Here is a 26,749-nt window from a genome sequence, read left to right as displayed (position 1 = left end):
AAATTTTGCCCTTTGATGCGTGATTGGCTGGGCATAGGCTATAAATGGTATAATTTCTAATAGGTATTTTGAGTGATCGTTAATAGGAGGTATTAATGATGAGTGATGAGCTATTGGAAAAATTGGATGCGTGGCATGAAGAGGACGAATTTCAAGAAATCGTGGATGCAATAACGGAAATTCCTGAAGAGGAAAGAGATTATGTTCTAACTAGTCATTTGGGCAGAGCGCTTAATAATCTCGGGCAATATGAAGAAGCTTTAGAGCAGTATTTGAGCATTGAAGAAGAGGGCGAAGGTGACCCACTCTGGCATTACCGTATCGGAGTTTCCTATTATTATCTCAAGCGGTATGATGAAGCTTTAAAAGCATTTACAATTGCAGACGAGCTAGAGCCTGATGATGAGGACACTTTGGAGTTTTTGGGTTGGATCAAACGTAAATTGGCTAAGAAAGCTGCGAAAAAGCCTCTGAATAAACCCGCAAAGAAGCCTATAGTAGCGATCGACTCCACCAATTTTTGGGATGACAGCGAGTATGCGTTCTCAGAATATATCTCTGAACCGCCTACAGATGCATTGATTGCTTCAGTAGAAGAAGAGCTGGTTTTTAAGCTGCCAAAATACTACGTTGAAATGATGAAGCTACATAATGGGGGAATTCCTCATAACACTCGGTACCCAATTCCGGGAACAGAAGAATTTATTACGATTTCAGGGATCCTTGGAATTGGACGAGATAAGAATAAGTCGCTGTGTGGAGCTTCAGGCAGCCGGACTGTGATTGAAAATGGACGTTATCCTGAGGTTGGTGTGGTGATTTGTGATTGTCCTTCTGAGAATGAAGTAATCATGCTGGATTACCGCGAGTTTGGAAATGATGGCGAACCCGAGGTTATCCATGTAGATCGAGATAACAAATACAAGATCACTCGCTTGGCTGATAATTTTGAGTCCTTTATTGGCGGATTAGTGAAATAGTGGATTTTGCTGGCTAAGAATATGATAACTAAGGCATTCCTTAACAGGAGTGCCTTTCTATTAGGGGAAGTAGCTATCGGACACAGCTGACCCTAATCGCAGCTTTTTCACAAATTTGTGGTGCTGATGGACCGCATAGCCACTATTGGCACGAAAAACATCAAATATGAGCACCATTCATAGGAATAGCGTCGCTGGAGTCCGAAACTAAGCAGAAAAGGCTAAAAACATGCGAATAACGTCATCTGGGTCCGAAAGATTCAGTGGACGAGTGCAATTCGGCGATTTAGCTGAAGGTGGGGCTGATTCCAGGTAGTTAGGCTATAGCTAGCCGATAATCGGTCTTAAAGCAGCCAAATAAATGACCGAAAAAACAGAGCAACGGTTCTCCAATAACGGAGTATCGCTGCTCTGTTTTCTTTTTAACCCACTCATTGATCGCTATTAAACACCTTGGACTGAAGCACATCGAGCGCTCGGTTGATTTCTTCCAGTTCTTCAGTAGAAGAGTCCTTGATCCGGTCCAGGAAACGTTCGCCGATCTGCCCAAAAGCTTTGTTCATCATCGCTTGTCCAGCGTCAGATAACCGAATCATTTGCTTACGCCGATCCTCTGCAACATCCAGCTTCTCACAAAGATTCTTCTCTGTTAATTTCTTGAGCTCACGGCTCGTGTTCGGCATAGAGATATTTTTACAATCACTAATTTGACTGAGAGTAACAGGCTGGCTGACCGCAATATACTCCAGAATACTATATTGAACGGGCGTAATACCTTCAGGTCTAACATCTTTGGTTAAGTCGAATGTTACTTCATGGACTGCCGTCGTAAAGGTCACTAATTTATGAAAAAACACTTCTTTGTCCATAACGATCACCTCTTAGTTTAAACTTTAACAAAATAATTATCATAATACAATTATCATTTGACAACTAAATGAAGGTTGTGATACGATTTTGTTATCAAATGATAATTAAAGAGGTGGATCAATGAACGTTTTAGTCATCTATACTCATCCGAATCATAAAAGTTTAAGTTATGCTTTTCTCAATAAAGTCATTCAAGGAAGTAATGAAAATCGAAAGATCACGAACATCGAGGTTCTTGATCTATATGAAGAGCAATTTGATCCGGTGCTGGTCTTTAACGAAAATAAACGTAGAAGAGACATGCATATCGATCCCAAGCTTGAGAAGTATCGTGAGCAGATTCGTCAGGCTGACAAGATCGTGTTTGTGTATCCGATCTGGTGGGGCCGGCCTCCCGCCATGCTGCTCGGTTATATTGATCAAATGTTTGCCTCTAATTTTGCTTATAGAGAAAAGGGCGGTCTTATCCCGGAGGGGCTGCTGAAAGGGAAGTCAGTAGTTTGTATTTCCAGCATGAAGGGACCAACCCTTTATCCTTTATATTGGTTAAACAATTCCCATAAGGTGCTGATGAGAAAAGCATTATTTCAATATTGCGGTATCAAGAAGGTGAAGTTTTTCGAGTTTGGGAATATGGAGAGTCCAAAAGGTAAACATGACAAAAAGCTAAATCAGGTCTACCAATATTTTAAAGCCATGGCTAATTAATACTCAAAGATAACGGATCGATGATCATTTGGACTCGTTAAAAAGATAGGCAACATAATCCTGCAGCACTGAGGTATGGTCCATTTGTCGCAGCATAGTCCCGATATTCCCACGATGATAGCTGCCATGGTTCGCAACGTGAAAGATAGCTCCGGAAATGGATGTCTCAAGCGATCCCATAATCGGATGATCTAACACAACGGTGAGGTCCTTATCTATTTGACTAGCCAGCACCATTTTATTTTTGCTGGTTAGCTCACGATAGAGGACATCCATTTCTTCAATATCTTTTATAGCTAATAAGGGCTCTAATTGGGCAGCTGATGCTATAGCTTCATTCCTGGTTCGCCCTGAAATCAAGTCAAACCAAATGTTCTCCACGACATAAATATGCGTCATAACCTTCGCTACCGAAGAAAAACCGCTCTGAATATCCTTATGGTAAATGTCTTTAGGCAATTCCTTTAAGCGATGGATGATCGTTAGATTAGCCCATTCGTTGTAGGCATACATTTCTTGCACGGGATGCTTTTTCATATCATTTGTCCTCCTAAGTAGATTGGTTATTTTACAATTCTATTATAGGAATTAACGGTCAATACGTAATAAATAAGATAGATCATGCCATACGCTGCTATAGCCACGGCAAACGACAGGATATTATCGCTTAAATTCATATTATATTCTAGAACCATGGAGAAGGTTAGCATTCCTGCATTTACAATCCCAACGATAAAAGGAAGTATGAATACAAACAAGTTTTGTTTGGATATCGTCTTTCGTACTTCTTTTCTACTTACGCCAATTTTTCGTAGTATTTCATAACGACGTTTATCAGAGTGTGCTTCTGTTAGCTGTTTGAAATAAATAACACTTCCTGTTGCGACTAGTAGCACTAAGGCTAAAGAACTGACCACAAACATTTTCATTCCTGATAAGGATTGGAATAATTTATTTTTATCATAGAAAGTACGCATCTGAGTATCCTTGTTAGCCAGTTTCATTAAGAACTCAGATGTTTCTTTTGTTGTTTTTTCATTTTCCACTTTATAGGCTTTATAGACAATCGGACGGACTTGTTCAGCTATATTGCTAAAAATCATGTCATCAACGACAAGATATAATGGCTCAGATCCAGAGTGTAGTGCTATTTCCTTTTTCTCTAGCTTATCGAGCATAAACGTATGATTTCCTTGAGACAAATGTACATTTACTTCTTTTCCAACAAAATCAGAATCCAGTTGATTGATGCCATAATACTTAAACGCGATTGCTTCGTTGTCAGATAATTTGGGTATGTCACCTAAATTTAGAACTTTTTTCATTTTATGAAAGGTTTGCTCGGAGATCAGGTTAACCGAAAGGTCATCTTTGTCTTGAAACGGTGCCGAAGTAACTCCTTTCACTTTAATAAAGGGAATATCCAGTTGATCGGTTATCGGATGATCCTTATCTTGTGAAATGATTCGATGGACTTGATTGTCGAACGTTTCGTCTTGTGAAAGATGAATATAGCTAAATGGAGCAGCTGCATGAGCATCCTTTTCAACCGTAGCGTATTCAGAAAATGCCGCTTGAAGATATGGGAGCACCGCAGTCATTAGCAATGCAATAACTGTAAGCATAAGGGCATTCCCTTTCACACGGTACAACAAATGAGAGGTTCCAATAATGTTAATGCCTTTATAGTAGTTCGACTTATTCTTCTGTGCACGTGTTAACAGATATACCGTTAAAGAACGGAATAATAAATAGGTTCCCATGATAATCAAAGGGAAAGACAGCATAGCCATGGAGTTAAACATAAGCCAATAACTACTTCCCAGTAAAACGATCGAAACTACAGCAGAAAATAGTGAAGCTCGCGGAACCTCTTCGCCCTTATTCTCTGCATGAAATAATTCAATGAGTTTAAAACGATAAATTAAGAGATACGACTGAACGGAAGTAAAGATCGTAATGACGGTAAATACAATAGCGGTAGCCACTATGGCTTCTATAGGAATATTAAAGCTCACAACCACTGGGGCACCTAAAAGCTTGAGGAGCAGCATGATAGACAATCTGGATAGAAGAATGCCTAATACAAGTCCCGATACTAAAGTGATGGCCCCGATAATGATATTTTCAAAAAAGAGCATTCTCGCGATAACTTTTTTTCTTACGCCAAGCAGGGAATACAGCGCGACTTCCTTTTTTCGTTTTTTTGCGAAGAATGCATTAGAATAGCCAATAAAAACGATTAAGAATACTATTAAAATGTAAGAGGTTTGAGACATTGAACTTCCCATGATTTGAACGGCATCTTTAATTTCTGGGATATATATCAATGAATTAAACGTATAGAAGATCACTACACTAATCACCATTGAGAAGAAATAGAGGAGATAGTTTTTTATATTCCCTTTAATATTTTTTCTCGCTAAACTAAATAACGTCACTAGCACCACCTCCAAGAACCGATAATACATCTAATATTTTTTTGAAGAATTCTCTACGCGAAGCCGTACCTTTTACAAGTTCGGTGAACAGACTTCCATCTTTAATAAAGAGCACACGGGTACAATAGCTAGCCGCAAATGCATCATGTGTAACCATTAAGATAGTTGCTTTATCTTCCTTACTCAAGTCTTGCAAGCTCTCTAATAAGTCTGTTGCAGATTTGGAATCCAGAGCACCAGTAGGCTCATCCGCTAAAATTAAGCTTGGTTTAGACACAATTGCGCGTGAAGCTGCCGTCCGTTGTTTCTGCCCACCTGAAATTTGATACGGGTATTTATCTAAAATATCTTGAATTCCAAAACGTTCCGAAATCTCAGTGACTCTATGCTCTATTTCCTGTACATTCATTTTTGCTAAGGCTAATGGCAACAAAATATTATCTTTTACGGTTAAGGTATCTAATAAATTATAATCTTGAAAAATAAAACCTAGTTTATCGCGACGGAATGTTGATAGTTGATCTTCATTCATATTTAGAATGCTTACCCCGTCAATCAAAATCTCACCAGATGTCGGCTGATCTATCGTAGCTAAAATATTCAAGAGTGTGGACTTACCTGCACCTGACGGCCCCATAATTCCAACATATTCACCTTCCTGAACAGTAAATTCAATATCATTTAATGCTGTAAATGTATGTCCCCTTGCCCCATATACTTTTTGGATTTGTTTTGCTTCTACTATTGCTTTCATATATAATTCCTCCACACAAGAAGTTGCTTTCTCTTTACAGGATTTATTCTATATCATGCAATCTTACAGTGGCCTTACAGTTCTTTGAGCTAACCTTACATTATCGCTACGCTAAAATAATTGTGGCCCTTCTCCGCTAGTGGCGCTTCGTTCTACACCCACTGTCTGTAACAGCATAAGCAGAATTTTATAAGGGTATACTGGTTGCTGAATAAGGGAGGAAACTCATGAAAATTATGATTGTAGAAGACGAAAAAACCATTAGAGATATGGTAGGAGAAATAATAGAAAGATGGGGATTTGATATCGTAAAAGTAGAAGATTTTAATGAAGTATTACAAGTGTTTCTAAAAGAAAATCCTCATCTGGTGTTATTAGATATTAATTTACCTTCATTTGATGGGTTTTACTGGTGCCAAAAAATTAGAGAAGCATCAAAAGCACCGATTATCTTTCTTTCATCTCGTGATACACCCATGGATACGATTATGGCGATGAATATGGGTGGGGATGACTTTATTAATAAGCCTTTCCATACAGATGTTCTGATGGCAAAGATCAATGCACTCCTGCGTAGGACGTACGCTTATATAGAAGATATGGAATTAAATGTGATAGAGCATGAAGGAATTGTACTCAACCTTAAAACGTACGATATTTCTTATAGGAATCAGACGGTTGAACTCACCAAAAACGAATTTATTATTTTAAACCTACTCATGCAAAATAAAGGAGCCATCGTAAGCCGGAGAAACATCATGCGTACGCTATGGGCGGATGAAAGATTTGTAGATGAAAATGCCTTATCTGTGAATATGACTCGTTTACGCAAAAAAATCACTGATCTTGGCAAGGAAGATTTCATTACGACTAAGAAAGGGTACGGGTACATCATTCTATGAGTTTTTTTCAGTATCTAAAAGATAAACGATATTTTCTCATACTCTATTGTATATTGATGCTGTTTGTCTCAATAATTATGATATTAAACGAGAGCTGGAATCTTGCTGCTCCAAACCTTCTATATACTCATGTTATGGGTTTCTTCTTTGTTAGTATGTATATTACTATCGGATATTATTACCGGAGGTCTTTCTATCTTGAACTACATGATCTGATACAAAATAAGAAGGGCGATTTCATTGCAGCAATGCCTGAACCACAAAATTATGAACAAGCTTTATATGTACATTTGATAAAAATGATGCATGATCACCATACTAAGCAACTTCAAAATTTGATTCTCGAGAAACGAGATCATCAAGATTTTATTATGTCATGGATTCATGAGGTAAAGCTCCCGATTGCGGCAAGTAAGCTACTTATGGAGAACAGTATGGGGAAAACAGTAGATTTTCTTGTGGATAAATTTGAAGATGAGCTTAACAAAATTGATAACTACGTAGAACAAGCCCTCTACTATTCACGAATTGACTCATTTTCTAAAGATTATTTCATTACAGATGTACCGTTAAATCAAATTGTGAAAAATAGTGTAAAAAAATATGCCAAGTTTTTTATTACGAAACGGATTCGTTTTCATATGGAGGAAGTACAGGTACAGCCATTTGTACAAAGCGATAGTAAGTGGCTTACCTTTATCCTAGATCAGATTACAGCAAACGCTTTAAAGTATACTAATGAAGATGGAGAAATCTCTGTTGTGTTCGAAGAAGACAGTAAAGAAAAACGATTGAGAATCCAAGATACAGGCATTGGAATCAAGCCGGAGGATATACATAGAGTATTTGAAAGGGGCTTCACAGGTTCTGCTGGAAGAACTCACTCGAAATCTACTGGAATGGGATTGTATCTTGCGAAACAAATGGCTTTGAAATTAGGTCATGAACTTTCTATTCAATCACAAGAGGGAGTATACACAAGGGTCACTATTCATTTTCCGAAAATGAGGAACTACTATCAAGAAATATGAGGAGTAACCCTTGTATTGGATATTGATATTCTTAAACGACTTCTATTTGAGCAAAGATTGTCCCAAATAAACCAGAATACAGACCACGGCGATAAAGCAGAGGAGTAACCAATTCGCTAGCTTCATTCCCATCTAAACCTTACCTACCTTAATCATTGTTAAGTCTTCGCCACTTACTTGTTTGATTAAATTCATTACTTTATGGGCGCCTCTGCCGTTCTCATAAAGTCTCATTTTATCTTTGTACGTTGAGCGGTTCTCGTATAGCTTCATAATCGCATGAACAAAGCTTTGCATGGTCATCTCTTCTTCAAGTAACACTTCAGCAAATCCAGTTTGTTGAAAATATTGTGCTTGGGCAAGTTGACCAGAGCGGCTCCCACCATTCGTATGGGGAATTAATAACATTGGCTTTTGCATAGTAAGAAGCTCCATCATAGAGTTTGAGCCTGCACGAGATACGACAACATTAGCCATAGCTAATAAATGCGGCAATTCGCAGCTTGTAACGAATTCATACGATTTGTAGCCTGACATAGAGAGGTGATAATCGACCTTTCCCTCCCCGCAAATATGAACCACTTGAAATGTATCTATCAACTCGGAAAGTACATTTTTCACCATTTGGTTAATGCTATGTGCCCCTTGGCTTCCTCCCATAATGAGAAGAACAGGCTTAACAGAGGTAAATCCGCAAAAGGCTAAACCACGTTGTTTATCAGCGAATTTAAATTGCTCCTTCAAGAGCGGTCCTATATGAACGGCTTTGAGAGAAGCAGATTGTGTGACAGTCTTCAGAAAATTAGTACACAGATGAGTGGCAAACGGAAGCGAGATTTTATTAGCTAGTCCAAGATTTAGGTCTGGTTCATAAATAATGATAGGCACTTTGTTGAGTTTAGCTCCAATCACGACCGGTACAGAAACAAATCCACCTTTAGAAAAAATCACACTTGGCTTAATGTTTCGTAGGAGTCGGTAGGATTGAAAGATGCCCTTTATGATTCTGAACACATCGGTCACATTCTTCCAATCGAAATAGCGTCTCAATTTCCCTGTGGAAATGGGATAGTAGGTCACTTCCTCCTTGTAGTCAGACAAAAGCTTACGCTCAATGCCTTGTTCGGAGCCTATATAATGGACGTCCCAATCCTCAGCTAGACAGTTAGGAATCAACACGAGGTTCCCTGATACATGGCCTGCGGAGCCTCCACCTGTAAATACGATTGAGGTACTCATGCTAGAAAACCACCTTGTTGTAACATTTCTTTTATCGCAGGCTTACTCATCAGCTCATGATTCGAGTCATAGCTTTGGAAGTCCACAGGAGGGCAAGCGACATAAGCTTCTTGTAAACCTTCTATAGGAAAAGGAGGGAGAATCACATAATAGTGATCATCCAGATGTATAGATGAGGCGCTCTCAAATTCCGATATCAGGGCCTCACTTAAGCTTTCACCGGGACGAATCCCCGTTTCCTTGATTTGGATCGTGCTAGTTGATAAGTCGTCAATCAAGACCTGGGCAAGATCCTTAATGCTGCAAGCAGGCATTTTGGTCACAAAGACTTCTCCGCCTCTGCTTTCTTCTGTTGCTTTAAGGAGTAGGGTAATCGCATCATCTATGGTTAAGAAAAAACGAGTCATTCTAACATCTGTAAGGGAAATATCTACTCCATCCACAATACTTTGTTTGAAAATAGGAACTACACTGCCGGTTGAACCGAGGACGTTACCACTTCTCACACATACTAACTGAGTTTTAGTTTGTCTGAGATTGGCATGGACCATTAGCTTTTCGCCGAGTGATTTTGTCATTCCGTAGGTGCTCGATGGATGAGCTGCTTTATCGGTGGAGACGTAGATCACTTTTTTTACGCCATGTTTAATAGCGGCTTGAATCACATGCTGAGTTCCAAGTACGTTAGTCTTCATCGCACTGTCCGGTTGTTGCTCACAGATCGGGACATGCTTCAAGGCTGCTAGATGATAGATATAATCTACCTGATGGCAAGCCTGCATGATTTCATGCTTATCACGAATATCACCAATGATAAACGTTAGTTTAGGGTTATGATGATATTCCTGTTGTAGTTCTACTTGAAGTGACTCATTGCGGGAAAATATTCTGATTTCTTTAGGGTCTCTTTCCAATAACCTTTTCACGAGTTGTCGTCCCCAAGATCCGGTTCCACCGGTAATTAATATGGTTGTATTTTGCACGGTTTGTTCCTCCTATGATCTTAGCTACAAAATAATCATAGTGTTTGTATGTTACGTGAATATGGCAAAGCGAAGCTTCCAAAATCAAAAGAAGGGTTAAAGAACCCTTATTGGTCCCTTAACCCTTCTTTTAACTTCTAATAGCCATCTGTATGCTTTCCTGATTGCTCAGCAATTTCGGCGGCTTCTCGATTATCTGAGGTGCCGAGATGTGACGAGTCCACTTTCGCTTTGGCAAGACCTTCAGCCACTCGACGACCGTAGTCCGGATCAGCTTTTGTGAAATGGTCAATCATATTGTTTTGAATCACAGGCGCACATATTTTTAGGGCATCGACCAGGTTATGAATCAATTCATCCCGTTCCCAATCCTCGAACTTGCGATAGGTATCTCCAGCTTGCCCGAAGTCATTTGTACGATTAATTTTCTCGCGAACTAGTCTGTCATTATACATCGGTTGATGGTCTTTGCCGGAAGGGGTCGCTTCCTTTAACCCGCCAAGTGAGGATGGTTCGTAATTCACATGTGGGTTCTGCTCAGGCACCTTATCGACATGATAAGTCATTTGCCCATCCCGCTGATTTGTCGCTACCCTTGTCTTTGGGGCATTGATCGGCAATTGAATGTAGTTCGCGCCCACCCGATGCCGCTGAGTATCTGAATAGGAGAACGTCCGGCCTTGCAGCAGCTTGTCATCGGAGAAATCCAGACCGTCTACAAGAACCCCCGTTCCAAACGCGGCCTGCTCAACCTCGGCAAAATAATTGTCCGGATTTCGATCCAGAACCATCTTCCCTACAGGTAAAAATGGAAAACGTTCGTGATCCCAAAGCTTAGTAGGATCCAGTGGATCAAAATCGAGCTCAGGATGCTCATCATCACTCAGGATTTGTACACATAGCTCCCACTCGGGGTAATCCTTGCGCGCAATAGCTTCATATAAGTCTTGCGTAGCATGGCTGACGTTTTTGGCTTGTATATCCTCTGCAGCCTGCTGAGTTAGATTCTTAATGCCATGTTTCAGCGGCTCCCAATGATATTTGATTAAGACGGCTTCGCCTTTTTCATTCACCCATTTGTAGGTATTGACCCCAGACCCCTGCATTTGTCGATAGTTAGCTGGAATCCCCCATGGAGAAAATAGAAACGTAATCATGTGCGTAGCTTCAGGAGAGTTCGATACGAAATCAAACATCCGCTCCGGGTTTTGCAGATTGGTCACGGGATCTGGCTTGAAAGCATGCACCATGTCGGGAAATTTCAGCGGATCACGGATAAAAAAGATCTTCAGATTGTTGCCGACCAAGTCCCAGTTGCCGTCCTCAGTATAGAACTTTGTGGCGAAGCCGCGGGGGTCACGAAAGGTCTCCGGAGAGTAAACACTATGAACTACCGTGGAAAATCGCACGAATACAGGTGTTTTTTTGCCGGCCTCTTGAAAAAGCTTAGCACGTGTATACTTCGAGACGGGTTCATCGCCTACTTTTCCATAAGCTTCAAAATACCCGTGGGCTCCGGCACCCCTAGCATGTACAACACGTTCTGGCGTACGCTCTCGATCAAAATGCGATATTTTCTCGATAAAGTGGTAGTTTTCGAGCGTCGATGGCCCACGATTTCCTACCGTTCGTATATTCTGATTATCTGTAATTGGATGACCTTGTCGATCCGTTAAAATCATATCTTCTTTTTCCTTGTCCATATGGCGAAGCCCCACCTCTCTTCAGATATGAATCCTATTTTCTACCAGAATTCTGAAAAGTATGCGAAACCCACTGACAAGAGATGTTATGAAAGTTACAATTTTTATTGGCATTTGAAATAATGACTGTTATATTTGAAAATACTATGTGTTATAAGCTTAGCAACTTGGTATCGACAGAATGGAGAGGCGGAATTACATGCAACAATTTTTAGATAGTATGATTGGTGTAACAAATGACTTTTTGTGGTCGAAAATATTGGTGATCCTTCTTATTGCTTGTGGACTTTATTTCACCGTAAGATCGAAGTTTGTACAGTTTGGTATGTTCAAAGAAATGTTTCGGGTTCTTAAAGGATCCAATGAAAGGTCAAAAGATAGTATTTCGTCCTTCCAGGCCTTCTGCATCAGTATGGCGGCGAGGGTAGGGACAGGTAATATAACGGGAATCGCAATTGCTATTGCCATAGGTGGTCCAGGGGCTATCTTCTGGATGTGGGTAATTGCCATTATTGGATCAGCGTCCGGATTTATAGAAAGCACATTGGCACAGGTATATAAAGTGAAGGATAAGACCGGATTTCGCGGTGGTCCTGCCTATTATATGGAGAAGGGTCTGAACAAGCGCTGGATGGGAGCGATATTCGCGGTTCTGATCACGTTATCCTTCGGCCTTGTATTTAACGCGGTCCAATCGAATACGGTCACAGTGGCCTTTGAAAATTCATTTGGCACCAACCGAGCCATTCTTGGACTTGTAATGGCTGCTGCGTTTGCGGTGGTTATCTTCGGTGGTATTAAGCGTATCGCAAGAATGTCTGAATACATTGTAGTGATAATGGCAGGGCTCTACATTGGGGCTGCTCTTATTATTATGCTGATTAATATTACTGAACTCCCGGGAGTTCTCGCACTCATTGTGAAAAGTGCCTTCGGATTTGAACAAATTGCAGGAGGATCTTTGGGTGCAGTGATTTTACAGGGTGTGAAGCGTGGTTTGTTCTCTAATGAAGCGGGTATGGGTAGTGCGCCTAATGCTGCAGCAACGGCAACCACAAGTCATCCGGTGAAGCAGGGGCTAATGCAAGCCCTAGGCGTACTTACAGATACGTTACTTATTTGTTCGAGTACAGCGTTCATTATCTTGTTATCAGATGCGTATAAGCAGCCGGGGCTGGACGGAATCAAGCTGACACAAGCGGCATTAAGCGAGCATATTGGTTCGTGGGCATCCGGATCATTAGCCATCATGATTTTCTTGTTTGCCTTCAGCACGTTAATTGGAAATTATTATTACGGTGAGACCAATATAGAATTCTTGAACTCCAACAAAAAAGTATTACTATTCTATAGATACAGTGTCTTGGCGATGATTATTTTTGGTTCCGTAGCAAAGGTTCAATTGGTATGGGATTTAGCCGACTTATTTATGGGTTTCATGGTTATCGTGAATTTGATTGCCATCCTGCTGTTATCTAAAGTGGCCTTTGCCGCCTTGAAGGATTATAAAAGGCAGAAACGTGAAGGGAAGGATCCTGTTTTCTATAAAGACAGCATTCCGGGGCTCGAGAACATTGAATGTTGGGACAGCTCCTCAGATATAAAAAGATAGAAAATATATTTCAAGGGCTCAGGTAACTGAGCTCTTTTTGCTGTTATAAAGGTTGTTCTATTGGAAAAACGAGCCTTTAGAATCGCTTCTAAGGCTCGTTTTGCGTACAGTATTTTAAATTAGTCCGGCTTAATTTAGTTTATCCTGCAGCCCAAACATCTAATTCAATTTTTAATTCAGGTAAACCTAATCCTTTAACATAAGCAATGGTCATTGAAGGAGGCGTCATCCCGAATACTTTATTCCAAATTTCATAGAAATGATCCCAATCGATTTCTTCTGTGGCCCAAATGTTGATTTTGATTACATGATCAGGAGTTAGCTTTTGAGAAGAAAGGACTTCAACTATATTGCTCATCGTATTTGTTACTTGTTGATTAAAATCTGTAGGGATATTACTGTTTTGATCGATTCCTATTTGACCAGAAAATACATACATTTCAGCGTTTCTGCTTATTTTTGTTACATGACTATAGTTACCAACGGGTTTCGCAATATTTTCTGGATTATATCTTGTAATCACATGATTATTTAAGTTCATTTTTATGAAGTCTCCTTTAAATAGAAAATACATAACGATAGCTAGGTTATATATCTCCACTGTTTTTTAGTTTTAATTTTTGACAGACCTATCCTATCAATCATTAATTCTAGAAAAAAACAGCAGTAGAATACCCAATACCAAAAGACAAATATTTTAGGGATCTCTTTTTCATCAGGTATTCCTCCTTCTTATTTAAAGTAAGCTTTCATCAAAATGATAACATTAATCCACGTGAGACGGCAACTTTGCCTCCTCCGGCACAATATGACTAGCAAAAAACACTTTATCGGAACAAAACTCGTAGCCTAAATAGGCTCTCAGGCGAAGCGATTCGTTTGAGAGCTTTTCTATTGCCGTATATAATGATATCTTGGTTGAATAATTGGAACTTAAATCTTTGTCTGATATCTTTCGGGTAAGCCCTCCTATGTAACGAAGAAAGTATAACAAATGAAAGGTAATATCGAACATGATGATCTATAACCGTCTCGCCATAATGATACCCCCAGTACCCTAGCTAGGCTCATATTCTTGTTGCTGTTCGAGGATATAAGCTTGTAGGAGGGCGAAAATAAGATGAAAAAATATGCAGCACCATCTTTACTTTTAATGATTGTTCTTGTGGCTTTTCCACAAATTAGTGAGACGATCTATACTCCATCTTTGCCGGATATTGCTGTGGCACTTGGGGTCTCTAATAGTTCTGTTCAGTTAACATTAAGTATCTATTTTATCGGATTTGCTTTAGGAGTTTTCTGTTGGGGATGGCTCTCTGACTTCATCGGACGGAGACCTGCCATGCTGGGTGGACTCATTGTATATGGTATTGGAAGCTTAATGTGTTTTTACTCGGAATCCATTACTCTACTTCTGGTCAGCCGTTTCATTCAAGCGTTTGGAGCAGCAACTGGCTCTATTATTACGCAAACCATTCTTCGGGAGAGTGTATCCGGGAATAAGCGGCATGCCATGTTTGCCCAAATCTCGGCGGTGATTGCTTTTACTCCTGCAGTAGGGCCGCTTATTGGCGGATGGGTGGATCAAGGTTTTGGTTTTCGAGCGGTTTTCTTTACATTAGTGATGATGAGTGTGTTGTTATTTGTGTATGCTTTTTGGAAGCTGCCAGAAACGACTGATGTTTCCGTGAGAAAAAAGGTGGCTATTCTACCTATCGTTAAAAGAATGCTCTCATTGCCACGTGTATTGGTGTTTGGGTTACTGATCGGGGGCATCAATGGAGTTTTATTTAGCTACTATGCGGAAGCACCCTTTATATTTATTGAACACTTTAATATTTCACCGGGAGTATATGGTTTTCTAGGTATTGTTGTGGCTTTGGCATCGATAGTGGGAGCAATGATGTCCAAGAGATTATTGAGCGTCTATGCCCCAGAAAAAATAATTCATATCGGTTGTCTAGTAATGACCAGCGGGGCCTTGCTATTAACAATCGCAAGCAGTCTTGTCTCGTTGCCCATTATGATAATGATGGTAAGCATTCTAATAACGCTGTTTGTCATGTTAATGGGGGCCGGTATCGCCTTACCTAATTGTCTAAGTCTTGCTCTTGTCCAATTTCAGGACGTTGTAGGAACAGCAGGTGCGATCTTCAGCTTGGGATATTATTTGCTAGTTAGTTTAGCGACGTGGGGAATGAGCGCACTTCATAATGGTTCATTGCTGACGATGCCCATCTATTTCTTAGGGATCAGCGGCGGAATGTGGTTATTAAGTAAAAAGTTTATTGTAGCGGAATAGGAATTACTTCTTAGTTATTTGATTAGAAGGAGATATGGAACGGGGTATCCATAAATAAATGGCAGTCTGGAACGGTTTGAGTTCCGGACTGCTTTTATTTGTTAGTCCACTTCCGGCACAATGACTTGGATATGACGAGGAAGAACACTTAGCGTAATGGGTAAAATCGGACCTTCTTCACCATCCACATTGGTTCTTACGGCTTCAGGCGAGCTTACACTTACATTTTGGGCCGTGAAATAGACAACGTCTTTATGATCCTTAAGGCTACCAAGTAGTAGAGATATACTAGCTGTAATGGTATTGAGTATACTGAGGTCTTGAATAATAAAACAGTGAAGCAGACCATCGTCAACCGCAGCATCAGGTATCAAATTCTCGAATCCACCGACTGAGTTGGTTAACACGGCGAGAAAAAGCGGGGATTCGCCTTGCCATGTCTTATCGTCATAATGAATGAGAAGAGGGTGGGGGGAAGTGCTTGTAAGTTGTTTTAGGCCTTCTTTCAGGTATGCCAATGAGCCGAGCTTAGTTTTCTCTTCGGTTGATACGGAGGACAATGATCCGGCGATTGAGCCTACAGCCACAACGTTGCCGAATAAGCGGTCATTCAAGCAACCAATATCTACTGTCTTTACGTTAGAGGAAGCAAGGGTTTGAATGGCTATTTCGGGATTCAGCGGGATCTGTAACGCGCGGGCAAAATCATTAACCGTTCCTAAGGGGACTACACCTAACTTTGGATGTTGTTTCTGATTCATAAGACCATTAATGGTCTCGTGAAGCGTGCCATCCCCGCCAATGGAGACGACTAGATCGTAGCACTCCTCACAGGCAGTGATGCAATAACGGGTTGCATCTAGTTCTTTTGCCGTCTCCTTGATCGTAACCAAGTAGCCTTGATCAGCTAGAACTCTTTCTGCATATCGAACATATTCACCAGCTTCTTCTTTACCGGATGAGGGGTTAATAATAATCATAGCTTGTAGCATAGGGATTATCCTCTCTTGTTCAATCTAATTGCCTATTAGATGATTACCCCAAAGTGGTATAGCGGAAATCATAACAACCTAAAAAAAAGGTGAGCAAGAACGACCTAAGTCGTCTTACTCACCTCTTTTTTTAAATATAAGAAAGTATAAATTGCGCACGATACTTTCTTATATTTGTCGCTTAAATGCTTGCCGTCCTTATAAGGACGCCGAAGGCGTTTATGCTTGTTAATAGACCTTGTCACCATTAAAAATGGAATTCTTAACGATAACATAATCTACTTTACGTATAGCTTCTAATTTATTGCCTCCAGCATAAGAAATCGAGGACTGAAGATCTTGCTCCATCTCTCTCAACGTTTCTGCTAAAGCGCCTTTGTGTTCGACAACTATTTTTTTGCCCTCAACATTCTTCTTCTCACCTTTTTGGTATTCAGAAGCGGAGCCAAAGTACTCTTTATACAGCTTTCCATCGATCTCGATGGTATCACCAGGGGATTCTTCATGCCCGGCAAATAGGGAACCGATCATGACCATGGAAGCACCAAATCTAATGGATTTGGCGATATCCCCGTGTGTCCGAATGCCTCCGTCAGCGATAATAGGCTTACTTGCAGCCTTGGCACACAAGCGTAGTGCGGCTAATTGCCAGCCACCTGTTCCGAATCCTGTCTTAATCTTTGTGATACATACTTTCCCTGGTCCAATTCCCACTTTAGTGGCGTCGGCCCCAGCGTTCTCTAATTCTCTAACGCCTTCAGGGGTTCCCACGTTTCCAGCAATAACGAAACTAGTAGGTAGGTACTGTTTAATATGCTTGATCATTCGAATAACAGCCTCGGAATGACCATGTGCAATATCGATCGTAATGAATTCCGGAATCAACTGTTCGTTAGCTAATTGTTCAACGAAATCGTATTCTTCTTCTTTGACTCCGACACTAATGGAAGCGATTAATCCGCGGGAGTGCATGTCCTTGATGAAAGACGTACGCTTCTCTGGTTCAAAACGATGCATAATGTAGAAGTAGCCATTTTGGGCTAAGAAGCTGGCGATCTTCTCATCTATGATGGTTTGCATGTTTGCGGGTACCACAGGTAATTTAAAAGTATGACCACCTAAGGTGACTGTTGTATCACACTCGGAACGGCTATTTACGATACATTTTGCAGGAATTAACTGAATATCTTCATAATCGAATACTTTTTTCATTATATACACCTCTAAATGCGAACATTATAGTATTTTGTTTGTTGATTGTTCGTCCACTTTGTAATGTACAGCATTCCGAACAAGAAGTCAAAATTCTAGTACATTATGGTGTAAATTGGACTTAATTATACGGCGATTTGGTGTACGGCTTATGATTCATATAAAAAAGCAGATTATTCATAACGAACCAAAGAAATTTAGATAACGTAAATTTATGAACTGCTCTAAACTTTAGTTATGGAAGCTCTTACATTAGAAAAAGAACAGGGAGGTCTCACCGTGAAAAAATTTAGTGTTTTACTTCTCACCGCCGCCACTTTACTCTCGATGACACTTGCAGGTTGTGGCAATGAGAATAATGCTCCAGCAGCCAATCAAGGGGAAAAGAAAGACAAGGTGAAAATCAGAATTGCGTACTGGAACAAAGAGGATAGTGTTAAGACCCTTCTTGATCTGGTAAAAGAAAAGCTACCGAATATTGAACTTGAGTATCAATTTATTGATAACAAGCAATATCAGAATATTATTGAAACACAGCTAACGGCTGGGGCAGGTCCAGACATTATTTCTACTAATCCTTATACGGCATCAAGATATGCAAAACTCGGCTACATCAAAGATATCTCTGAACTAGCTGATCGTTATAACGATGGTGGTAAAAATGTATACTCTGTAGACGGTAAACTATATGCGATTCCAGGAATCAGCTGGTTCGAAGGGATGTTCTATAATAAAGAGATTTTTGAAAAGTTGAATCTAAAGGTTCCTACAACCTTTGAGGAAGAGCTAGCGCTCCATGAGACATTGAAACAAAACGGAATCAAACCTCAGGCGATGGGCGCTAAATCATGGGAGCCTATGATGAAATCTTCCATGGGTCTGGTTATGAACAACTTCTTGTCTAAGGCTGAGAATAAAGATTTCGATGTACAGTACGGTGAAGGTAAGACCAAGCTTGATGGGAACTGGAATACAGCCCTTGAGCAATGGACGGAATTAATCAAACGAGGATATTTAACGGAGGATATGCTGGGTGTTGATTACGACCAAGCCCTTGATGAATTCGCAACTGGAAAAGCTGCAATGTGGCAGTCTGGACCGTGGGCTGTAGAAGCTATTCAAACGAAAAATCCGAATTTGAAATTTGATATGTTTCCTTTCTATGGATCTGAGCCAGGTGCAGGTTGGTTGATTGGTGGCCCAGGTGTAGGGTTCGCTGCAAATAGTAAGTCAAAACACCAAGAAGAAATCATGCAAATACTAGACTTAATTTCAACCCCTGAGGGGCAACAAGCTTTCTGGAGTGACAACAAGGGTGGAAGCAGTTACTTAAAAGATGTTGAATTCGAAATGCCTGAACAATTCACAAGTGTAAGTGAAACGTTGAAAGCAGGGAATGTATATGCACCGTGGAACAACTGGGGCGACACATCTAATGTAATTGAAGATTACGGTAAGAATTTTCAATATGTGTTGAGTGGAAAAATGACAATTTCGGAAGCACTACAAGCCATTGATAAGAAGACTAATGAACTCATCCAAGGTAAAGCACAATAATGAGCAATAATACTTGCGGCAGCCAGATCGCTGCCTGCAAGTGTTTTACAAGAGAGGTTGAATAGTATGAATACGAAAATGAGGTTGCTAAAGAGGGAACTTGATTATCAAATATTGATCCTGCCGGTGCTGATCTTTTACTTACTATTTTGTGTCTATCCCTTTTTCTCGACATTTTACTATAGTTTTACCGACTATTCCAATATGAAATTAGATAATTTAAAGTTTGTAGGATTTGATAATTTTAAGGGCATTTTTGATAGTGATCTACTAACGATATCGATTAAGAACTCCATTATCTACGCCATTCTAATGACTGTATTCCAGACTAGCCTCGGCTTAATTCTGGCTGTATTTCTAGATCGGAAACTAAAGACCAAAAATATTTTACGTTCGATGTTCTTCTTGCCTGCGGTATTTAGCCCGTTAATTATCGGTTATTTATGGAGCTATATTATGTCCACTTCAGATTTCGGCCTGATTAACCGGGCAGTCACTGCGCTGGGATTTGCGAAGATCAATTTTTTAGGCAATCCTGACTTGGCCTTGTATTCAGTAGTTGGAACACAGTTGTGGCAGTGGACCGGGTGGGCGATGGTTATCTTCCTTGCCAATCTGCAATCCATTCCTAAAGATTTATATGAGGCGGCAGAAATCGACGGAGCAAATAGCTGGGGTAAGTTCTGGAGAGTGACTTTGCCACTTATGCAGCCTTCCGTTAACGTTGTGTCGGTCACTGCCATAATCGGTGGGTTAAAAGTATTCGATATTATCTTTGCGCTAACCGAAGGCGGACCGGGAAATTCGACACAAACGATTATGACAGCTTATATCAAGACGGTATTTACAGAAGGATTTTATGCAAAAGGGGCTGCCTTTGGGGTTGTATTCTTCATTGCCGTGATGATCATTACGATGGTGATGATGAGTTTCTTGAAAAAATGGGGTGAACAAACACGATGAATACGAAATGGCTGCGTAAATGGGGGAATCCCTTATTTGAATTATGTATGATTATTGCTGCCTTAATTACATTTATACCAATCTACTATTTGATTGTAACTACGTTTAAGACACCAGATCAGGCGACGTTGTTCCCTTTGTCGTTACCCACTACTTTTAATTTCGGAAATTATGCAGAGGCATGGAGCACCATGCAATATCCGCGTGTATTTATGAATACGTTGATTGTTACGGTGCTATCTGTGTTAGGCATAGTCTTGTTCTCATCCATGGCGGCGTATGCTCTGGCGAGAAGAAATCATGCGTTTAATCGCTTCTTGTTCTATTTTTTCTTGGCTGGAATGATGGTTCCTTTCCAAATGGGACTTGTGAATCTGTATAAATTGATTAATGCGCTTGGTTTAATGGATCACTTAGCTGCCGTTACAGTTGTAAATATCGGTACGGGTAGCATCATTGCCATATTCTTATTTCATAGTTTTTTCCTTAGCTCGGTTCCGATTGAACTGGAAGAAGCGGCATTTATAGACGGTTGTTCGGTTTTCAAAACATTTTGGCTTATCGCATTCCCCTTATTGAAGCCGGTTATAGCGACTGTGGTGATCTTAAGCACCTTGAACGTATGGAACGACTTTATGAATCCACTCCTATTCCTACAATCAAGAGAGAATAACGTCATCCTATTGGAAGTCTTCCGTAATGTAGGACAATTCTCAGTGGACTGGACCAGCCTGTTTCCAATGTTATTGATGGGTGTTGCGCCTCTAATGATTTTCTATCTCGCGATGCAAAAATACATTATTAAGGGCGTTGCCGCTGGAGCGCTAAAAGGATAAAAGGAGAATTCGTTCTATGATGCTTCAAAATGTAGATAAAGTGGATGTATTAGCTATGATTGAAAGAGTCATCGGTTCCGAAAAGTCCTCTCAAATTCGCCTGGGATCTATTGCGCCAGATAATGATCAGGATGTATTTGACTTAGCAAGCGACAGTGACATGGTTGTAATCAAAGGCTCCTCCGGTACTGCTTTAGCATCGGGCTTCCACTGGTATTTAAAGCATACCTGTAAGGTACATTTATCATGGTGTGGGAATCAACTTGAGTTGCCTGAACAATTACCTAGACTACTCGAACCCGTACGGCTCGCGACTCCTTATAAATATCGGTATTATTTGAACTATTGCACCTTCTCTTACTCCATGCCCTTCTGGGATTGGGAGCGTTGGGAACAAGAAATTGATCAGATGGCCATGAACGGCATTAACTTGGCACTTAGCATCATTGGGCAAGAAGAAGTTTGGAGAAGAACGCTGCTTCGGATAGGTTATGAGGAACAAGAGGTTTCTGAATTTGTATGTGGGCCGGCTTTCTTTGCGTGGCAGTGGATGCAGAATATGACGTCTTGGGGAGGCCCGCTACCCGAATGGTGGTTTGAAGATCGAGCTAAATTAGCGAATGCCATTCATCAGAGGATGTTAAGCTTAGGAATTTCGCCTGTGCTGCCGGGCTATAGTGGTATGGTTCCCCAGGATTTCGGTGATAAATTCCCTAGTTCACAGCCGGTCGATCAAGGTAAATGGTGTAATTTTGATAGACCTTCACTCTTGCTGGCAGATGATCCGATGTATGCTACAGTGGCTACTGCTTTTTACGAGGAACAGCAAAAGCTATTTGGCACAGATATTCATTTCTATAGCGTGGATCCCTTCCATGAAGGTGGAAATACGGAGGGAATCGATTTAGCAGCGTATGCTATTGGCGTTCAGTCTGAGATGTTGCGTCATGATCCACAGGCCGTGTGGGTGTTTCAAGCGTGGGAGGGCAATCCGAAAAAAAAAATATTACAGAATGTGATCCCGGAGCAGGCGCTGGTGCTTGATTTGTGGTGTGAGTCACATCCGACTTGGGAGACGAGTGAAGCTTTTCAGGGGATTCCTTGGGTATGGTGTATGATTCAAAATTATGGTGGTAAAAACGGGATGTTCGGCAACTTAGACAGAATTGCACATGACCCCATCACCACTTTGCATAATCCCGAAGCGGGTCGTATGAGTGGGATCGGAATGGCCATGGAGGGAATTGAGACCAATCCCGTAATGTACGATCTATTGGTGGATACTGTTTGGCGCTCAGAAGCGACTGATGTTGGGGAATGGCTAGAGAGTTACATCGAACGTCGGTACGGTAAAGTTGTTCCAGCAGCACAATACGCTTGGAACCTCCTACGAAAGAGTGTATATAACTGTAATATGATACAGCAGGGTGGGATGGAGTCCTTCATATGCGCACGTCCATCCTTGGACCTTACCAAAGTGTCTAACTGGGGCCCTACAAATGTATATTATGAGCTTGAAGATGTGCGTCAAGCCTGCAAATCTTTGTTTGAGTGTTATGAGGAATACAGCGAGTCTGAGACCTATCGATATGACCTTACGGATGTGACACGCCAAACCTTGGCCGATTTGTCCCGAGTATATTATAAACGCTTCATGGATGCTTATCAGGCAGGGGATCAGGTCACATTCCAAAGACAATCAGAGCAATTTCTACAGCTGATTCGTATGCAGGAGCGGCTGCTGCGTACCTATAAACAATTTTTGCTCGGACCGTGGCTTGAAGAGGCTAGGCGCATGGGAAGAACCGAAGAAGAGAAAGAACTGTTCGAATTTAATGCGAGAACACTGGTCACATTGTGGGGGCCAGAGGAATCCTCACAGCTCCTACACGAATATTCTCATAGAGAATGGTCTGGTTTAATCGAGAGCTTCTACTTGCCGCGTTGGAAAATGTTTATTTCTTCGCTTAGTAAGGCCATGTCTAGTCATACCACACCAGAACCTATTGATTGGTATGCGTGGGAGTATAAATGGACGAAAGGTCATGAGCCATTTGCGACAGAGCCACAAGGATCCCTGTATGAAGCGGTGGGCAGCATTATAAATACAATTTCAGAGTTTGGTATAGCAGATTAAAATGAATGAGCTTCAAGGGAAACAGTTTTCTAGCCATAAAAAGTGGCGATGGAGACTGTTTTTCCCGCATTCCTTTAGACTGTAGAGATTTGGCTTCAGAAAACCATTGAATTCAACAATGAAGTTGATAAAATTAGGCCATGGAGGGGAGTCCTATCATGTACAGAATGCTAATAGCAGATGACAATAAGTACGAGAGAGATGGCATGAAATACTTGATCTCTAAATATAAACTTCCTTTAGAAATCAGCGAGGCCAGAAACGGCAAAGAAGCGCTACAGATTATTGAACAAGAAGAATTCGATCTTTTATTAACCGACATAAAAATGCCCTTTATGGATGGGTTGCAGTTAGTGAAGGCAGCTCGGGAGATTTACCCCACTATGAAAATCATACTTCTCAGCGGTCATAGCGAGTTCGAATATGCCAGAGCGGCTATTCCCTTGAAGGTACTTCATTATTTGTTAAAGCCTGTTGAAGCAGAAGCATTACGCAGCGTTCTGTCTGACGTCGTAGAACAATGTGAGCAAGAGGAATCCCAGAAACGTAACGTAATTTTGAAACCGTATACAGGGGCGGGTACGCCCTCCAAGTCAGAAACGGATGGAAGTCGTTCGGCAGACAGTGAATATGGTAAGCGAGCTGTGGATGAATTGATCCGTATCATCGAGAGCAAATATAACCAGGATCTAAGCTTGGAATATTTAGCGGCGAGTGTCCATCTGTCGGGCAGCTATCTTAGTCATATTTTTAAGAAAAGAACTGGCACAAGTGTGGTGAAATATATCAATCAGTACCGCATGGAAAAAGCGAAAGAATTTTTGGATCAAAGTAACTATAAAATTAATGACGTATATAAAATGGTCGGTTATTCGGATTTTTCATATTTCGGTGTTTCCTTTAAACAGCATTTCGGACTTACGCCGACGCAATATCGGGAAAAGGTGCGTTCGTTGTGAGAACGATACTGACGTTTTTTCGGGATAGAAAGCTCAAGCATAAATTGCTGGCCTCCTATCTTGTCGTGATCATTATCCCCATCTTAGTATTGGGAGTCTATTCTTACCGGATGGCTGAATCTTATTTGAAGCAGCAGTTGATGCTCGGTATGAAGAATACGGTAGAACAAATTTCGCTTAACTTGGAACAGACTTTTGAGAAACAGAGCAATTTTATTGATTTCATGGTATTCAACCCGATTATCAAAAAGATTATGGGCTATGAATTAGGCGATATAATAAGTTATACCAAGGAACTCAATGAAAATATTGAGCCGACACTTTGGTACTATACGAATATCAATATGGAGTTAAAGGAAGTTAACTTCTATTCAGAATATACAGGCAAGCAGATCGGAAACTTTATCTACTCCAGTGAGCAGGTTCAAAATCTAGATTGGTATCAATCCGCGAAGATGAGTAATCAGACAGAGTGGAACTATGATGAGGGCGTCTTATTTGTAACCCATAATATTATGAAAAGTAATAATACTACCTTTGCTGGTGTACTGTACGTGAGGCTGGATAAGGATCGAATATTTGAGAAAATGGATGAGCTGAACACAAAGAGTGACTATGGCATTATTATTACGGATCGCAATCAACAAGTGGTCTATTCCAGTGCGAGTAGCGGGGTTGAAGAAGAGAATATCGCAGATCATATTCTAGGTGCAGGTTCAGGACAAATCAATATAGGACATAAGGAATATTCCTTGGTCAAAAGTGATATCGAACGGCCCGGATGGACGCTTTATTATTATACACCTGTAAAAAGTATGATTGTGGATACCAGTAGTATTCTAACAGCGATGGTGTCCATCATTGTGGTGTGTATTTTAATCCTTTTGCTGATTATATGGATTTTCACAAAAACACTAGTGCAACCCATCTATAAGCTGAAAAAGAAAATAAGAGTCGTGGAAGAAGGCGACTTCGATATCCTGATCCATTCTAATTCTAAAGATGAAATTGGTGAGCTTACCAACAGCTTTGCTAGCATGGTTCGGAGAATAAAGGAATTGATTGGGCAGGTCTATCAATCGGGCATTATGGAAAAGGAAGCGGAATTGAAGGCACTCCAAGCACAGATTAGTCCTCATTTTTTATACAATACGCTTTCCATTATTAATTGGAGGGCGGTTCAAGTGGAGGCGGAGGACATCAGTCTGGTGGTCAACGCGCTATCGAAATTTTATAGGACCAGTCTGAACAATGGAAAGCAATTGACGAGTATCCGAGATGAAATCCTTAATATTCAAGCCTATATCGACATTCAGTTGGCGATGCATGATGATCAGCTCTTCGATGTCACTTACCATATTGAGGAATCGTTGTATCCCTATCAGACGATTAACTTTATTTTGCAGCCGATTGTGGAGAATGCGATTAAACATGGTATCGATGAAAAAGAAGATGGCAAAGGCATGCTTACCATTGAAGCGTATACCTATAATGACGATATTCGGTTTGTGGTAAGTGATAATGGGAAAGGGATGGATCAGGAGCAAATCGAGCAGTTGTTATATTCTAATGGAACAGGCTACGGTCTGAAGAATGTCCATGAACGAATTAAGCTGTACTATGGAGAAGCCTATGGCGTTTCTATCGAAAGTGAACTGAATGTAGGAACAAGAATATGTATAGATATTAATAAAAGGTCATCCCTATAAGGGATGACCTTTCCTCTATTACATCTGAAAGCTTGTAAGCAATATACGCCGCAACGATCCAAATGATAATTGCAGAGATCTTGTTAATGATCAGCATGATTTTGCCGCTCGAATCTATTTGTCCTACAGTTTTTCCTGCTACAGCAAGCCCCAAGAACCAAATCCAAGAAACGAGGATAGTCGAAGCAGCGAATGTAACTTTGTCTATGCTAGTGTAACTAAGGGAGCTGGTGCCGATAACCCCAATGGTATCCATGATCGCGTGTGGATTTAATAAAGAAACGGACATCGCAAACAAAATTTGTTTTTTTGAAGATAGAGGTGCTGCGTCTTGGGATGAAGAGGTAGGTGTGCTTCTCCAGATGGACCATCCCATATACAAAAGAAATACAAGTCCTACTGCAAATAAAGCGGTCTGCAGAACAGGGATGGCAAACACAAGAACAGAAACGCCTAAGACGGCTAATAAAATAAGAAGGGTGTCACATAAAGCAGCCGTAATAATAACTGGGATGGCTTTTTTAAACTGTGGCTGTGAGGCCCCTTGGTTAAATACAAAGACATTTTGTGCGCCAAGCGGAAGAATTAATCCAAAGGCTAAGGCGATTCCGTGAAGTAGTGCGGCTAACATAGTTGTGTCCTCCGGTGATGAGTAATCCGTTATAAAATTTGCTTTTGAATATGGTGCTCCATATGTTCTAGATAGTCTTGAATCAACCATTCTAGAGTCACGAGTTGATTATTTCCTATATTGCAAAGATAGGCCAGTTTGTCACTGGGAATTTTGGAAATGACGTTTACGATTCGTTTATTTAAGCTGCACCATAAAAGCATGATTTCTTCGATAGAGGTATTCTGA

General features: G+C 40.7%; 23 protein-coding genes. 12 read left to right on the top strand and 11 right to left on the bottom strand.

Annotated elements, in window-relative coordinates:
• Nucleotides 1-98 precede the first annotated feature (98 nt).
• Nucleotides 99-980 carry an SMI1/KNR4 family protein gene (locus QNH28_RS29025; RefSeq protein WP_283912291.1) on the top strand — a complete coding sequence of 294 codons (882 nt, stop codon included), beginning with the start codon at nt 99-101 and terminating at the stop codon, nt 978-980.
• Nucleotides 981-1,411: 431 nt separating this feature from the next.
• Here QNH28_RS29025 and QNH28_RS29020 read toward each other — a convergent pair whose 3' ends face one another.
• Entirely contained in the window at nt 1,412-1,849 is a 438-nt protein-coding gene (locus QNH28_RS29020; RefSeq protein ID WP_283909578.1) for a MarR family winged helix-turn-helix transcriptional regulator, read from the bottom strand.
• 121 nt (nt 1,850-1,970) lie between these two features.
• Between QNH28_RS29020 and QNH28_RS29015 the strand changes: the two genes are divergently transcribed.
• Nucleotides 1,971-2,558: an NAD(P)H-dependent oxidoreductase gene (locus QNH28_RS29015; RefSeq protein WP_283909577.1), complete on the top strand. Its 588-nt coding sequence runs from the start codon at nt 1,971-1,973 to the stop codon at nt 2,556-2,558.
• Nucleotides 2,559-2,582: 24 nt separating this feature from the next.
• Here QNH28_RS29015 and QNH28_RS29010 read toward each other — a convergent pair whose 3' ends face one another.
• The 3 genes from QNH28_RS29010 to QNH28_RS29000 are packed head-to-tail and all read right to left on the bottom strand — an operon-like array spanning nt 2,583 to nt 5,753.
• Nucleotides 2,583-3,095 (bottom strand): DinB family protein, encoded by a 513-nt coding sequence (locus QNH28_RS29010; RefSeq protein WP_283909576.1) that lies wholly within the window; start codon nt 3,093-3,095, stop codon nt 2,583-2,585.
• Nucleotides 3,096-3,121: 26 nt separating this feature from the next.
• Nucleotides 3,122-4,999: an ABC transporter permease gene (locus tag QNH28_RS29005; protein ID WP_349655025.1), complete on the bottom strand. Its 1,878-nt coding sequence runs from the start codon at nt 4,997-4,999 to the stop codon at nt 3,122-3,124.
• The gene (locus tag QNH28_RS29000; protein ID WP_283909574.1) at nt 4,986-5,753 is read right to left on the bottom strand and encodes an ABC transporter ATP-binding protein; all 768 of its coding nucleotides are present in this window, start codon (nt 5,751-5,753) and stop codon (nt 4,986-4,988) included. Before QNH28_RS29000 ends, QNH28_RS29005 begins: the two co-directional genes overlap by 14 nt.
• A 227-nt stretch (nt 5,754-5,980) precedes the next feature.
• Between QNH28_RS29000 and QNH28_RS28995 the strand changes: the two genes are divergently transcribed.
• Both QNH28_RS28995 and QNH28_RS28990 read left to right on the top strand, forming a co-directional pair.
• Complete coding sequence (locus QNH28_RS28995) at nt 5,981-6,655, top strand: response regulator transcription factor (RefSeq protein WP_283909573.1); 675 nt, start codon at nt 5,981-5,983, stop codon at nt 6,653-6,655.
• Entirely contained in the window at nt 6,652-7,686 is a 1,035-nt protein-coding gene (locus tag QNH28_RS28990; protein WP_283909572.1) for a sensor histidine kinase, read from the top strand. Before QNH28_RS28995 ends, QNH28_RS28990 begins: the two co-directional genes overlap by 4 nt.
• Before the next feature lie 132 nt (nt 7,687-7,818).
• On the opposite strand, the gene QNH28_RS28985 is transcribed toward QNH28_RS28990, so the two are convergent.
• The 3 genes from QNH28_RS28985 to QNH28_RS28975 all read right to left on the bottom strand — a co-directional run bounded on the left by QNH28_RS28985 (nt 7,819) and on the right by QNH28_RS28975 (nt 11,611).
• Complete coding sequence (locus tag QNH28_RS28985) at nt 7,819-8,925, bottom strand: undecaprenyldiphospho-muramoylpentapeptide beta-N-acetylglucosaminyltransferase (protein ID WP_283909571.1); 1,107 nt, start codon at nt 8,923-8,925, stop codon at nt 7,819-7,821.
• Entirely contained in the window at nt 8,922-9,908 is a 987-nt protein-coding gene (locus QNH28_RS28980; protein WP_283909570.1) for an SDR family NAD(P)-dependent oxidoreductase, read from the bottom strand. Before QNH28_RS28980 ends, QNH28_RS28985 begins: the two co-directional genes overlap by 4 nt.
• Nucleotides 9,909-10,045: 137 nt before the next feature.
• Nucleotides 10,046-11,611 carry a catalase gene (locus tag QNH28_RS28975; protein ID WP_283909569.1) on the bottom strand — a complete coding sequence of 522 codons (1,566 nt, stop codon included), beginning with the start codon at nt 11,609-11,611 and terminating at the stop codon, nt 10,046-10,048.
• A gap of 199 nt (nt 11,612-11,810) precedes the next feature.
• Here QNH28_RS28975 and QNH28_RS28970 point away from each other — a divergent pair, with 199 nt between their 5' ends.
• Nucleotides 11,811-13,223, top strand: coding sequence for an alanine/glycine:cation symporter family protein (locus tag QNH28_RS28970; RefSeq protein WP_283909568.1), 1,413 nt, complete (start codon nt 11,811-11,813; stop codon nt 13,221-13,223).
• A gap of 139 nt (nt 13,224-13,362) precedes the next feature.
• Here the strand turns inward: QNH28_RS28970 and QNH28_RS28965 are convergent, their stop codons facing one another.
• Entirely contained in the window at nt 13,363-13,764 is a 402-nt protein-coding gene (locus QNH28_RS28965) for a RidA family protein (RefSeq protein ID WP_283909567.1), read from the bottom strand.
• Nucleotides 13,765-14,343: 579 nt separating this feature from the next.
• On the opposite strand from QNH28_RS28965, the gene QNH28_RS28960 reads away from it, so the two are divergent.
• The gene (locus QNH28_RS28960) at nt 14,344-15,525 is read left to right on the top strand and encodes a multidrug effflux MFS transporter (RefSeq protein WP_283909566.1); all 1,182 of its coding nucleotides are present in this window, start codon (nt 14,344-14,346) and stop codon (nt 15,523-15,525) included.
• Nucleotides 15,526-15,626: 101 nt separating this feature from the next.
• Here QNH28_RS28960 and QNH28_RS28955 read toward each other — a convergent pair whose 3' ends face one another.
• A complete protein-coding gene (locus QNH28_RS28955) occupies nt 15,627-16,517 on the bottom strand; it encodes a diacylglycerol/lipid kinase family protein (protein WP_283909565.1) in 891 nt (296 codons plus the stop codon).
• Nucleotides 16,518-16,745: 228 nt separating this feature from the next.
• The gene (gene guaC / locus QNH28_RS28950; RefSeq protein WP_283909564.1) at nt 16,746-17,729 is read right to left on the bottom strand and encodes a GMP reductase; all 984 of its coding nucleotides are present in this window, start codon (nt 17,727-17,729) and stop codon (nt 16,746-16,748) included.
• A gap of 279 nt (nt 17,730-18,008) precedes the next feature.
• Here guaC and QNH28_RS28945 point away from each other — a divergent pair, with 279 nt between their 5' ends.
• From QNH28_RS28945 to QNH28_RS28920, 6 genes are all read left to right on the top strand, one after another.
• Complete coding sequence (locus tag QNH28_RS28945; RefSeq protein WP_283909563.1) at nt 18,009-19,286, top strand: ABC transporter substrate-binding protein; 1,278 nt, start codon at nt 18,009-18,011, stop codon at nt 19,284-19,286.
• Between the two features lie 66 nt (nt 19,287-19,352).
• Nucleotides 19,353-20,249, top strand: a complete 897-nt coding sequence (locus tag QNH28_RS28940) for a carbohydrate ABC transporter permease (protein WP_283909562.1) — start codon at nt 19,353-19,355, stop codon at nt 20,247-20,249.
• Nucleotides 20,246-21,085, top strand: a complete 840-nt coding sequence (locus QNH28_RS28935; protein ID WP_283909561.1) for a carbohydrate ABC transporter permease — start codon at nt 20,246-20,248, stop codon at nt 21,083-21,085. Before QNH28_RS28940 ends, QNH28_RS28935 begins: the two co-directional genes overlap by 4 nt.
• 16 nt (nt 21,086-21,101) lie before the next feature.
• Entirely contained in the window at nt 21,102-23,222 is a 2,121-nt protein-coding gene (locus QNH28_RS28930) for an alpha-N-acetylglucosaminidase (protein WP_283909560.1), read from the top strand.
• A 158-nt stretch (nt 23,223-23,380) separates the two neighbouring features.
• Nucleotides 23,381-24,181 (top strand): response regulator transcription factor, encoded by an 801-nt coding sequence (locus tag QNH28_RS28925; RefSeq protein WP_283909559.1) that lies wholly within the window; start codon nt 23,381-23,383, stop codon nt 24,179-24,181.
• Entirely contained in the window at nt 24,178-25,890 is a 1,713-nt protein-coding gene (locus QNH28_RS28920) for a sensor histidine kinase (protein WP_283909558.1), read from the top strand. The genes QNH28_RS28925 and QNH28_RS28920 overlap by 4 nt, the downstream gene beginning before the upstream one ends.
• Here QNH28_RS28920 and QNH28_RS28915 read toward each other — a convergent pair.
• Nucleotides 25,868-26,521, bottom strand: a complete 654-nt coding sequence (locus QNH28_RS28915) for a LysE/ArgO family amino acid transporter (RefSeq protein ID WP_283909557.1) — start codon at nt 26,519-26,521, stop codon at nt 25,868-25,870. The genes QNH28_RS28920 and QNH28_RS28915 overlap by 23 nt on opposite strands.
• Nucleotides 26,522-26,749: the final 228 nt, after the last annotated feature.

This window comes from Paenibacillus sp. G2S3 (assembly GCF_030123105.1).
In the GTDB taxonomy this organism is placed as follows: domain Bacteria; phylum Bacillota; class Bacilli; order Paenibacillales; family Paenibacillaceae; genus Paenibacillus_AQ.
This window is presented reverse-complemented; position numbering and strand designations above follow the sequence as displayed.